The 13,037-nt window shown below is 34.4% G+C and carries 10 protein-coding genes; 6 read left to right on the top strand and 4 right to left on the bottom strand.

Annotation, left to right across the window (positions count from 1 at the left end):
• Window position 1: 1 nt before the first annotated feature.
• Together nusA and infB are read left to right on the top strand one after the other, a co-directional pair.
• The gene (gene nusA, locus SOM16_RS13770; protein WP_320464576.1) at window positions 2-1,246 is read left to right on the top strand and encodes a transcription termination factor NusA; all 1,245 of its coding nucleotides are present in this window, start codon (window positions 2-4) and stop codon (window positions 1,244-1,246) included.
• Window positions 1,247-1,306: 60 nt separating this feature from the next.
• Complete coding sequence (gene infB, locus SOM16_RS13765; RefSeq protein WP_320464575.1) at window positions 1,307-4,399, top strand: translation initiation factor IF-2; 3,093 nt, start codon at window positions 1,307-1,309, stop codon at window positions 4,397-4,399.
• A gap of 197 nt (window positions 4,400-4,596) precedes the next feature.
• On the opposite strand, the gene SOM16_RS13760 is transcribed toward infB, so the two are convergent.
• On the bottom strand, window positions 4,597-4,797 hold the full coding sequence (locus SOM16_RS13760; protein ID WP_320464574.1) for a helix-turn-helix transcriptional regulator: 201 nt from the start codon (window positions 4,795-4,797) through the stop codon (window positions 4,597-4,599).
• A gap of 125 nt (window positions 4,798-4,922) precedes the next feature.
• On the opposite strand from SOM16_RS13760, the gene SOM16_RS13755 reads away from it, so the two are divergent.
• The 4 genes from SOM16_RS13755 to SOM16_RS13745 all read left to right on the top strand — a co-directional run bounded on the left by SOM16_RS13755 (window position 4,923) and on the right by SOM16_RS13745 (window position 8,908).
• The gene (locus tag SOM16_RS13755) at window positions 4,923-5,204 is read left to right on the top strand and encodes a hypothetical protein (protein WP_320464573.1); all 282 of its coding nucleotides are present in this window, start codon (window positions 4,923-4,925) and stop codon (window positions 5,202-5,204) included.
• Window position 5,205: 1 nt separating this feature from the next.
• Window positions 5,206-6,501, top strand: coding sequence for a hypothetical protein (locus tag SOM16_RS13750; protein WP_320464572.1), 1,296 nt, complete (start codon window positions 5,206-5,208; stop codon window positions 6,499-6,501).
• Window positions 6,502-6,554: 53 nt separating this feature from the next.
• The gene (locus tag SOM16_RS23245; RefSeq protein ID WP_414692260.1) at window positions 6,555-7,688 is read left to right on the top strand and encodes an acyltransferase family protein; all 1,134 of its coding nucleotides are present in this window, start codon (window positions 6,555-6,557) and stop codon (window positions 7,686-7,688) included.
• 275 nt (window positions 7,689-7,963) lie between these two features.
• Window positions 7,964-8,908: a nucleotide-diphospho-sugar transferase gene (locus tag SOM16_RS13745; RefSeq protein ID WP_320464571.1), complete on the top strand. Its 945-nt coding sequence runs from the start codon at window positions 7,964-7,966 to the stop codon at window positions 8,906-8,908.
• Window positions 8,909-8,918: 10 nt separating this feature from the next.
• Here SOM16_RS13745 and SOM16_RS13740 read toward each other — a convergent pair whose 3' ends face one another.
• From SOM16_RS13740 to SOM16_RS13730, 3 genes are read right to left on the bottom strand one after another with little or no spacing between them, the layout of a single operon-like run.
• A complete protein-coding gene (locus SOM16_RS13740; protein WP_320464570.1) occupies window positions 8,919-10,013 on the bottom strand; it encodes a glycosyltransferase family 1 protein in 1,095 nt (364 codons plus the stop codon).
• Between the two features lies 1 nt (window position 10,014).
• Window positions 10,015-10,836 (bottom strand): glycosyltransferase family 2 protein, encoded by an 822-nt coding sequence (locus tag SOM16_RS13735; RefSeq protein ID WP_320464569.1) that lies wholly within the window; start codon window positions 10,834-10,836, stop codon window positions 10,015-10,017.
• Between the two features lie 21 nt (window positions 10,837-10,857).
• The gene (locus SOM16_RS13730; RefSeq protein ID WP_320464568.1) at window positions 10,858-13,014 is read right to left on the bottom strand and encodes a glycosyltransferase; all 2,157 of its coding nucleotides are present in this window, start codon (window positions 13,012-13,014) and stop codon (window positions 10,858-10,860) included.
• Between the last annotated feature and the right edge of the window lie 23 nt (window positions 13,015-13,037).

Raw genomic sequence — 13,037 nt, 5'->3', positions numbered from 1 at the left:
AATGAGTACTACAACAATTAATTTAATCGACTCTTTCCAAGAGTTTAAAGATTTCAAAAATATAGATCGCCCTACGGTGATCAGTGTGCTGGAAGAGGTTTTTCGTAGCATGTTGCGTAAAAAATACGGGACAGACGAAAACTGTGACGTAATTGTGAACCCGGATAACGGGGATTTAGAGATCTGGAGAACCAGAAAAGTAATGGAAGACGGCTTCTCTGAAGATGACGATTTAGAAATTGAGCTTGCTGAGGTTTCTAAATTAGACAATACACTAGAGGTTGGAGATGATTATATTGAACAGATTACTTTAGAAAGTTTCGGTCGTAGGGCAATTTTAGCTGCACGTCAGACATTGGTTTCTAAAGTATTGGAATTAGAGAAAGACGAAATTTTCAAAAAATATAAAGATCGCGTAGGTGAAATCATCACTGGCGAGGTTTACCAGGTTTGGAAAAAGGAAACTTTAGTTTTGGATGATGAAGGTAATGAGCTTTTAATGCCTAAAACTGAACAAATTCCTGCAGATTATTTCAAAAAAGGTGATTCTGTGAGAGCAGTAATTTCTAAAGTAGAAATGATCAATGCGAATCCGAAAATTATTATTTCCAGAACAGCGCCTGAGTTTTTACAACGTTTGTTTGAATTAGAGGTTCCGGAAATTTTCGATGGTTTAATTACGGTTAAGAAAATTGTTCGTGAGCCAGGAGAACGTGCTAAAGTTGCGGTAGAATCTTACGATGACCGTATTGATCCGGTTGGCGCTTGTGTGGGCATGAAAGGATCTCGTATCCATGGTATTGTTCGCGAATTGAAAAACGAAAATATTGATGTGATTAATTTCACAAATAATATCTCATTATATATCACCCGTGCTTTGAGCCCGGCAAAAATCACTTCTATTAAATTGGATGATGAGACCAAACATGCATCGGTTTATTTAAAACCAGATCAGGTTTCATTAGCAATTGGACGTGGCGGACATAATATAAAACTAGCCGGTAAGTTAACTGGTTATGAAATTGATGTTTACCGTGAGGCTGGAGAAGAAAGTGACGAAGATGTGGATTTGGAAGAATTCTCAGATGAGATCGATAGCTGGATTATTGATGAATTAAAGGCTATCGGGTGCGATACTGCTAAGAGTGTTTTAGCACTTACAGTAGAAGATTTGGTAAAACGCACAGACTTAGAAGAAGAAACCATTAAAGAAGTGGTTCAGATTTTACAGTCAGAATTTGAATAAGTGGTGTAATTGCCAAATAAACACTACTTTTGTATTATATTAAAAAATAACAGGAGCTAAATGTCAGACGACAAACCAATCATTTTAATTAAAGCTATTAAGGAACTTAATATAGGCATGGGTACGGCCGTTGAGTTTTTAAACAAAAAGGGATTCTCTGCCGAGAAGAGCCCGATGTTTAAACTTACGGGAGACATGTATAGTGCCTTATTGAAAGAGTATCAGGGAGATAAGATCGTAAGAGAAGAAGCCAAGCAAATAGTGATTGGTAAAATACGTCGTGACGAGCCTGAGACTGAAAAGCCAGTAGAAGCGCCGAAGAAAAATACCGATTTCGAGAAAAATGAAGAGGTTCTGATTAAGAATACTCAAACATCTACTCCTCCGGTAGACAAACCGAAGGTTGTTGAAACTCCTAAGGTAGAAACTTCGGCCCCAACTCCTGCGGCAGCAGCGCCAGTTGCAGCAACTAAGACAGAAGATAAAGCGGAAGAAAGCGGATTACCAGGCGTGAAAATTGTTGGAAAGATCGATTTAAATGATCTTAACTCAAAAACACGCCCTGCTAAAAAAGAGGAAACTCCTGCTGCTCCGGCACCTGCGCCTGCGCCAGTTGCAAAAGCACCAGAGCCAGTAAAACCTGTAGAACAACCAAAAGCTGAAGAAAAACCAGTGGAAGTTAAAAAGGAGGAAGCTCCTGCTGCTCCGGCACCTACGCCTTCACCAGTTGCAAAAGCACCAGAGCCAGTGAAACCAGTAGAACAACCTAAGGCGGAAGAAAAACCGGTAGAGGCGAAACCTGCAGAAGTTAAGCCAGCAACTAACGAGCCTGAAGTAATCAAAGCTCGTACTGTTAAATTAACTGGTCCTAATATTATTGGTAAAATTGTTTTACCAACTACGCCAGACAGAAGAAACGGTCCTGTGGCATCATCTAGTGATAGTGAAGCTGCTAAACGTAAACGTAAACGTAAAAAAACTCCAGGAGCTCCGGGCCAGCCAGGTCAACATGGTGGTCAAGGCCAGCAAGGACAAAATCCTCCGGGCCCGGGTCAGCCAGGTGCATCAGGTACGCCTCGTACTCCTTACCAAGGTAACAGACCAGGTGGCGGTACGCCATACCAGGGTAACAGACCTGCCGGACAAGGTGGTACACCATACCAGGGAAATAGAAATAACAATAGACCAGGTGGTTTCCAAAATAGAAATGCTACACCAAGCGGACCTAAAGAAGAACCTACAGAGAAAGAAATTCAAGATCAGATCAAAGCAACACTTGCTCGTTTAAGTGGAGCAGGTAAATCTGGTAAATTCGCGCAACGTGCTAAATTACGTCGTCAGAAACGTGATGATGTAGCATTTAATGCAGAAGAAGCAGCAAATGAACTTGAATCTCAATCCAAAATATTAAAGGTAACTGAATTTGTTACGGCTAATGAACTGGCGAGCATGATGGATGTGCAGGTGACCAAAATTATTGGTACTTGTATGAGTCTTGGAATGTTCGTATCCATTAATCAGCGTTTAGATGCAGAAACTTTAACCATTGTTGCTGATGAATTTGGTTACGAAATTCAATTCGTTAAACCAGATGAAGACGAAGAAAATGTAATCGAAGAAATAGATAACGAAGCAGATCTAATCGAGAGAGCTCCGGTTGTTACGATTATGGGTCACGTCGATCACGGTAAAACCTCATTGCTGGATTATATCCGTAAAGCAAATGTGGTAGCTGGTGAGGCGGGTGGTATTACCCAGCACATTGGTGCTTATATGGTAACTACGCCTTCAGGTAAAAAAGTAACGTTCCTGGATACACCAGGTCACGAAGCCTTTACAGCGATGCGTGCACGTGGTGCTAAGGTTGCCGATATCGCGATTATCGTGGTAGCAGCGGATGATGCAGTGATGCCTCAAACAAAAGAAGCCATTAATCACGCACAGGCGGCAGGTGTACCATTGGTATTTGCTTTTACTAAAGTGGATAAACCAGGTGCAAATGCAGATAAAGTACGTGAGCAGTTATCTGTAATGAATATTTTGGTTGAAGATTGGGGTGGTAAATATCAATCGCAAGAAATTTCAAGTAAAAGCGGCCTAAATGTTGATTTACTTTTAGACAAAGTATTATTGGAAGCTGAGTTATTAGAACTTAAAGCGAATCCAAACAAGAGAGCAACAGGTTCTGTAATTGAATCTGCATTAGATAAAGGTCGTGGTATTGTAACTACGGTATTGGTTCAGGCTGGTACATTAAGAGTGGGAGATCCAATCTTAGCTGGTAGTTACAGCGGACGTGTTAAAGCATTAACCAACGAACGTGGACAAAAGGTTGAATCGGCTGGTCCGTCGCAACCGGTACAGGTTTTGGGTATGCAGGGTGCACCAACTGCGGGTGATCGTTTCAACGCACTTGAAAGCGAAACTGAAGCACGTGATATTGCAAACAAACGGATGCAATTACAACGTGAACAAGGTTTACGTACGCAAAAACACATTACACTTGATGAGATCGGTCGTCGTTTGGCTATCGGTAACTTTAAAGAACTTAACATCATTGTTAAGGGTGACGTGGATGGTTCAATTGAAGCATTAGCCGATTCATTATTGAAACTTTCGACTGAGCAAATTCAAATTAATATCATTAGTAAAGGTGTTGGTCAGATTTCAGAGTCTGATGTATTGTTAGCCTCAGCTTCTGATGCAATTATCATCGGTTTCCAGGTTCGTCCATCAACTGGTGCGCGTAAACTAGCTGAACAAGAGCAAATTGATATTCGTTTATATTCTATCATCTATGATGCAATCAATGAGATTAAATCAGCGATGGAAGGTATGTTGGATCCAGAGTTCGAAGAGAAAATTGTGGCTAACGTTGAAATTCGTGAGACTTTCAAAATTACTAAAGTGGGTACCATCGCAGGTTGTATGGTATTAGATGGTAAGATTACCCGTAACAGCAAGATCAGAATCGTTAGAGATGGTGTAGTTGTTTATACAGGTGAATTAGCATCACTAAAACGCTTTAAAGATGACGTAAAAGAAGTGTTAAAAGGCTACGAGTGTGGTTTAAACATTCAAAACTTTAATAACATCGAAGTTGGTGATATTGTAGAAGCTTACGAACAAGTAGAAGTAGCGAGAAAACTATAAGTTATCAAACCATTATAAAATTTAAGTGACCCCAAAAGGGTCATTTTTTTTGTGTTCATTATTTTTCAAACTTAGAATTATCGGATAATTTTAAGTTTGAATAAAGCTTTAGATTAGTGATGAATTAAATATTAACCTAGTCATTAATAATATTAATGCCCTTTCTATTGTATTGGAAGGATTTGATTTTTGCTGAATTATGAATGAAAGATGATTTGATGAATCGGTATTTCATATAACTCTGCAATTTTTTTGAGTTGAGAAAGTGCGAAATCAACTTCATTGTTTTCCCATTTTCTGTAAGCTACTCTGCTTATTCCTATGATGTTGGCTACATACTGTTGCGTATACTGGCGCTCGTCTCGATACCTTCTTAAGGTAGTTCCTACGTCTAACATTTTTGAGAACTGATAATTATTGTGTTTCTAAGGTTTACAAATGTATATATAATTAGTAAATAATGATAAGTAAAGGTTATCAAAATCAGTAATAATTATTGGCAATTTCGTGTAAAAATATAATCATGTTAAGGAAGTTAAGAGAAGCAAAAAAACTAGTGTTAGCGACAATAATATGTCTAACAATATTGGAAGGCTGTAAAAAAAGTGAAGCTCCAATCGCTACGATTAGGAAAAATGATGATATCAGCTTAAGTCAATTAAAAGCATTTTTAAGTACAACTATTGAAATTAATTTGAAAGAAATTAGATATGATGAAAGTACGGAGCAATTTTCTGTATTTGGTGTAGAACAAATAAATAAAACCGATTTGACAAAACTTTATTTACAATCTCATTCCAAATAATATGAAGAAAACAATTTTATTTATGGTGCTTATTTTTTCTGTATATTTTACCAAAGCTCAAGGAAATATAAGTGGATTTGAAATACTTTCAGAGTATTTATTAGATGGTAAAGTTTTAATTAATCCAAATTCTGCTACAACGGAAGTAAAGTATCAAATAACATATTCTAGGCCTGCTAATGGAGCATCAGTGAACTTCTATTATTCATTAGGAACAACAGGTGGGTCAAATGGTTTGCCAGTTTTTTTTGAAAACTCTCATAATGTGACTAATAGTACTTTTGGAACAAACATTTTTTTAAAATCAGAAACAATAACTGTATCAATTGAAAAAAGTAAATTAATACCCGGAAATAAAATATTTCTTTTTTATCAGTTTGATTCTCAAGAATCCGTAAATGCATTTAATTTTAAAAATTACGATTTCGTTACCACATTAGCACCAACTACGCCAACTACTCCTACGACTCCTCCGTCATATACACCACCTGTTGCTGGAGCTGTTCCGTTTTATGAATACTACAGAGCCTCTAATGGAACGCACTTCTATTCCACCAATTGGGTTGCGGAAAATTATTCTTCAATATTAGGGTATGTTTTTAAAACTCAAGAAGCTGGTACTTCGCCTTTATATGTCTACCATAGTAGTACTTATAATAAATATCAATATAGTTTTCAATTGTCCAATAATTTAGAGGGGGATTATGTATATAGAGGAGTTGCTTGTTATGTTTATACAAATCCTGTGACAAAATCACGACCGATTGTTAAACATTATAATTCTACTAGTAAGGATTATTATTTCTTTGATGGTCCTGGTACTTTTACGGGGTATAGTTTGCAGGGATCAGAATTTTATATTTTACAAAATCAACAAGTCACGACCTACCCACTACCTGAAGAAGATACTATGGAGCTTTATCAATACTACAGCAATGATGGTGATCATTTTTATACTACATCGAAGAAAGATAGATCAGGTTTTACTTACGAAAAAGTATTAGGCTATGTGCACACTATTCAGAAAACCGGAACTATTCCCCTTTACCGATATTATACTTCAGTTTCTATTGCTAAAGATCATTATTATACAACGGTTAAAGACAATTATAATAATTATTTATATGAGGGTATTGTTGGTTATGTATATCCTGGTGGAGGAGTTAATGGAACAACTCCAATATATAGTTACTATGCCTCGGTAAACGGTGATCATTATTATAATAATATTAATGCAAATTATGGAGGCTATGTAAATGAAGGAATTAAGTTTTGGATGCTGCAGTACAATCATTAAATTTGCTTTGTAAAATTTTCTATACAAAAATGTTAAAGAGTCTATAATTAATTATGGACTCTTTTTTTTACTTCATATTTGCTCAGTCGTCTACCCAAACATTTTTAATGGATATTGAATTACAAAAACCAACAGTCCCGGTAAAGAAGAATTTTGATTTTATAGATACCATTAGATGCATTGCAATGATCGGAATCGTAATGGAACATTGTACTTACAATGAAACTTATACTTCTACTAGTTTTACTCTAAAATACATCGTTTACATTGGATTAATCCAATTTTCAAAATTTGGTACGATTTCATTCTTTTTATTAGCTGGTTTTTTGCTTGGTAGTAAATTTACAACTTACTCATCATGGGAATATTTTAAACGAAGATTATCTACCGTATTTCTACCGTGGTTAATTTGGTCACTAATTTTTCTATGTGCCATCCTTATTCAAAAGTTTATTGCTCTAAATCATTCTGGTGATTTTCATTTGAAGAAGCTATTGATAGAGAAAATTGAAATGATTTATTTATTTACTAACTACTGGTTTATCATCAACTTTATGTTTTGCATCGCAATATTGCTATGTTTTAAGAAATATCTTTATAAGTGGTGGTTAGGAGGCTTACTGTTAATGCTAAGCTTAATATATAGTGCAAATGTCTATTTCGAATGGTTTATAACATCGCATACTGTAGCAATATTTGGATTTATATTCTATCTGTGGCTAGGAGCAATGTTAAATAAATACTGGAACAAAATTGAGATTTTGATTGAAAAGATACCAATGCATATTTTTGTTGCATTGTTCCTGATTACTTTCTGTTTAGCAGTTTTTGACATTATCTACCTAATGAAATTAAAAAGCGACGATCCTTATAATACTTTGAGATTAAGTAACATTATTTATTCGATAGCCACGATATTCTTTTTATTTAAAATAAGAGAATTCAACTTTGTTAAATATTTGAAGCCAAGAGAAACTACTTTCGGTGTGTATCTCATTCATTATATATTTGTTTCGCAATTATTGCCAGAGGTATACCGACCATTTCAATTTCCCTCTTTACAAGAGATGTCGTTTTTCTACATGCTTTTATTTATAGCAAGTAGATTTATTATAGTCTATGGCACTACGTTATTAACAATATACTTAATCAATAAAACACGGTTTAGGTGGGTAATTGGCAGGTAATATTTTCCATTTACTCGTGCTTCATTAATGATTTTTTATTTTTACGGATCAGTATCAAATAGTTTTAACAAAAAGTTATCAGAAAGAAGATTTATTATTACCAAATATAAAATAAGAGGGAAATTAAGATTCCAATATATCCTTTGGGATAAGGTTTTTGGATATGGTATTCGCCAAAAGCACAACAGATGGATTTTGAAGCTCTTGATATAGATGTTTCCAAATCTGAGGTTTATCTGGATCTCAAAATAAATACTATAACTTGAAGGCAAAAATTGAACAATAATTTTTCAAATTTAAAAAAGCTGATGTTGCAATACGACAATAATGATCCTATACTATTTTTGATTTTCAATAGATTAGATACGACTTCGAAGGTATTTGAAGAAATTAGAAAAGCAAAACCCAAAAAACTTTATATAGCTGCAGACGGTGCTCGTAATACAGAAGAGCTAATTAAATGTAATAAAGTAAGAAAGGTCGCTACTGATGTTGATTGGGATTGTGAAATAAAAACTTTATTCAGGGAAAAGAATTTAGGCTGCGGGAGAGCAGTAAGTGAGGGTATAAAATGGTTTTTTGAGCAGGAAGAAAAAGGAATTGTATTAGAAGATGATTGTCTTCCAGATATTAGCTTCTTTGGATTTTGCAGTGAACTGCTTAAGTTTTATGAGTATGACGAACGTATAGGACATATTTGCGGATCTAATTTCCAAAACGGGCAGATCAGGGGAGAAGCAAGTTATTATTTTTCAGGCCTTACACATGTATGGGGTTGGGCAAGTTGGCGTAGGGTTTGGAAAGATTATGATTTTAATCTAAAGACACTACCTAATTTTAACCCAAAGTTAGAAGCTTTTCCAGCACATCAGCCATTCGCAGCAACTTGGTTCCGAAATTTTAGTAACGTTGCCTTAGGGCATATTGATACTTGGGATTATCAATATGCTTATCTTAATCTAATAAAAGGTTATAAAGCTATCATGCCAAATATAAATTTAATCAGTAACATAGGTGTAGGTGCAGATGCAACGCATACTTTAGATGAACATCCTTTTGCAGCCTTAGGTTTAGGACACTTAAAGGAGATAAATCATCCTGAATTATTGATTCAAAACGTTGAGGCTGATATGTATACTCAAATCAAAGAATACTATATAGTGCCTCGTAAAAACTTTTTATCTCGACTATGGAAAAGTATAAAAACGAAAATTCGATAGGTCAAACCCCTTAAACTAGATTTTTATATAATTCAATAGTTTTATTTACGCATTTTTTCATTCCGAATTTTAAAAGTTGGGTATTCCCCTTACTAACTAAATTGCTTCTTACCAAGAAACTAGACTTAACAGCTTCTACACTTTTTAAGATATCAGAAGGATCGTTTGGATCAAAATATTGACAGGCATCACCTGCAATTTCTTTAAAACAGCTATTGTTACTTGCAATAATTGGACAGTTTTGACCGAATGCTTCTAATATTGGTAAGCCAAAGCCTTCGTAAAAAGAGGGATATACAAAGGCGATTGCATTTTTGTAAAGCATTGCCAATTGATAGTCGGATACACTTTTCTGAACTACTTGATTAGAAAGTCCCAGCGCGCTCAAAAACTCTATTTCTGCTAACTGAAAGCTACCTCCTCCTGCGCAAATTATTTTAAGGATAGGATCATTTTTCAAAAGGGGAACCAATGCACGTATAAATCCATAGAAGTTTTTATACGCTCGCCTGTCTCCGACATATAATAGATACTGCTCTGGTAGATCTAACAGGTCATTTTTTTCATAAGATGCAATAGGTTGATATCCATGATGAATGACAGAAATTTTTTCTTCCGGAATATTGAGATATTGCTGAATGTCATTTTTTGTTGATTCAGATATTGCAATAATGTGTGAAGCTTTTTCTATACATTGGCGCTTGTAATAGGAGGAGGGGTCTTCTGATGTAAAATATTCAGGATATTTTTCGTGTATCATATCATGAACTGTGATTACAAAAGGTTTTTTCAATTTTTTTAAAAAATAAGGATGATAGTATGTCGGATGAAAAATGTCAAAATCATTATTGCCAATAATTTGTCTGGAATATCTTTTGTTCCATTTATAACATTTATCTGGGTCAGAAAGAAGAAATTTTCCTAATGACTTATTCATGAAATTAGGTATATCTTTTATATAATAATTATTCGAGTAAAGTAAGCTAATAGATGCCTCAATACCTATTTGTTGCTGAATAGCATGATGTACATTAGCAAAATATCTAGAAATACCGCCATATTTTTGCAGAGAAAATGTTTGATGATCATATAGTACTTTAAGCATGCTAGTTTTTTTGTTTTGGTAAAAAAAGAAGAATCAAAGACATCAGACCCTTTAAAATTTCCCAGGCTACTTTGTGTATCTTGATATGCGCAAATTGCTTAAACCGTTTAGAATTCAATTCAATCAATTTTTCATAATCTTCAGCAAAGAGTGGAAAGTACCTGGCAATGGTTGCCGATCTTTCTTCGTGCATTAATTTGTGATTATTCAAATTTGAAGAAAGACCAGTTCCATCATAAATACATATTACAATATTCATATGGTGGTATGAGGCGTTTCTGTTGCAGATGGCATAGATGAAAAACTCCCAATCAGAAACAATTTTGAATTCTTCATTGTAGTAAAAAATATCATCGAATAAACTTCTTTTAATAAAACTTGCCTGATGTGATAAATTATGGAGATAGAAAAAATGAAAATCCAGTTTGTTAGGAAAAGTTCTGATTTCTCTTTTTGTTATTTCATCATAAACAATATCACCATAATAGATATCATAGTCACCATTTATCAATTCGTTGGATTTTTCTAAAGTGTTAGAATCCAATAGAATATCTCCACTATTTAAAAATAAAAGGTAATTGCCATTAGCTGCTTTTATGCCCTTATTCATGGCGTTATAAATGCCAGTATCGGGTTCGCTTAATGCATAAGAGATGGAATGTCGATACTCCTCCATGATATCTTTGCTTCCGTCATTACTATTACCATCTATTATGATAAATTCAAAGTCTTTCCAAGTTTGATTAACAACACTATCAATTGTTTTTTTCAGACCGTCTTTATTGTTATAATTTACGGTTATAATGGATATTTTTTTAATCATAATAGTCTATATAACCTAGCTTTAACTATTTAGGGCATTTAGCAATAATCGAAGCTTTTTAAGAACACTTTTTGGTTTATATTCTTCTATTGCCTGTATGGAGTTGATATGGATTTTATTCCACAACTCGGGAGTTTGGTATAATCTCAGAATATGTTCTGCGAATTCATTCGTGTTTTCAGCAACTAATACGTCTTTTTCATTTTCAAGATCCATTCCCTCAATGCCTATATATGTTGAAACAATAGGCAAGCCAAACTCTAAGCTTTGTCCGATTTTTCCTTTCATTCCCGCTCCAAATCTTAATGGAGCTACAAACACCCTGGCTTGTAAAAAGAAAGGAGATACGTCGTGTATAAAACCGGGCACTTCTATTCTATCAGACTTTAAAGCTATAACTTCCGTACTTGGATTGCTTCCTAACAAAATAAGTTTAATTGTTGGATCTGTCTTCCATACTTCAGGCATAATTTCGTTTGCAAGCCAAAGTGCAGCATCTATATTTGGCTCATGCTTATAGCTTCCAATAAAAATGATATTTTTACGCTGATCGAATTTTAAAGTTTTGCTATCTGAAATCTGATCTTCATGTATATTTGGAATGACTACTACCTTATCAATTCCTTTTTGCATTAAAACCTCCCGTTCTACTTCAGTAACTGTGATGGTATAATCAGCCAATTTAGCAAGTTTTAGTTCCAGCGTTCTTATGGGGTTAATCTTTTCTTCAATTTTAGATAAATCCATTCCTGCCAATTCAAGCTCACGTCGGATTCGAATAAAATGGAGATCAACAGTGTCATTAAGCCATGGAACACTTTTAATCGATTTTATTACAGGACCGTATATAGAGTTGATATCAAGCCTCGAAATCCAAACAAAGTCAATAAATGGTAAAATGATAGGTAGTTTTTTTACCATTTTTTCTTTTATGTGTTTTTGGCATATTACTCTTGCACCTATATTTACTAGGCTTGAATAATAAGGTTCTTCTCGAAGGCCTTTATGTGCCAGGAAATAGGTATTCAAATTCAGTGCTTGAAACAGTTTAACGATTTCAAAAATTCTTCTCGATCCTGAGTCTTGATCTGGTTTTGGAATTACGGCATCAATGATTAGAATAGATTCTTTTCTGTCTTGTACCTTTGGTTTCGCTAATGTATCTCTCCATATATCTACAAAAAAAGTTGGGTCTGCTACCTCTTTGTTTAATCTAAAATCAACATAACTACTTAAAGGTTGATAATATATTTTCTTATCTAGTTGCGATTTTAAGCGGTAACAGAAATCTGCGAATACATAATCTGCATTTTTAATATCAGGGTTGAATTTTCCTGTTCCAATAAAGTCCGCTTTTTTTACCAGTAATCCGGCAGAATTACAATAGTCTATTTCTTTTATAAAATTATATTCAAATTGATCAACCTCTTGAAATTCACCTATATTTGTTTGTTTACCTACCTCATTAATTACACTTCCAGCTGCTTTTAGTAGGCCATAAGGATAGATCAATTTTGGTGCAACAACTCCTGATTCTTGATCGTAATTAAATACTGCCAATAAATTTTCAAGCCATTTTTCATTAGGAATAACCTCACTGTCTAAGAAACACAAAAAATCTCCATTCGCGATTTCTGATGCAAGATTTTGAAGCTTGGTAACATTGTCTTCCTTCAAATCTGTAATTTGTGTCACTGCGTTATCGACAAACTTCTGATAACTAAAATCTGTATTGTTGTGATTCAATACAATTATTTCGTAAGCAACGGCTGTAGTGTTTTTTAATACTGACCGTAAACAATTATAAGTGTATAAGCCATTACCGGAAGTATTTATAACAATAGAGACTAAAGGTTTAGAGGACTTGGAAAAGTTCAGCACACTATACTTGTTGTCCAGTTTTGAGTTAACAGGTTGAGTTTTGTAAAAACCTAGTAAACGCATTAAAAATTCTTTTATTGATTTACTTTGAAAGTATTTTGAGAAGGTTTCTGCATTCGCAAAAGGTAGGTAAATCAATACATAAAATAATCTTTTAAGGTATAGTAAAAGAAAACCTATCGAAATCATACATGATTTTTTTTCGACTTCCGTTTCTGGGTAATACCTCTTAATTATTTTTAGGCCTGTGTTGTAGTTTTGTAGCCTAATCCAGTTGCCGATTTTTTTTAAACTCATAGGTACATTCGTATATCATCTAT

Origin of the sequence: Pedobacter sp. CFBP9032, from assembly GCF_034045265.1 — a bacterium.
Classification (GTDB): Bacteria; Bacteroidota; Bacteroidia; order Sphingobacteriales; family Sphingobacteriaceae; genus Pedobacter.
Note: the sequence above shows the minus strand (reverse complement) of the source record. Positions and strands in the feature narration are given on the sequence as shown.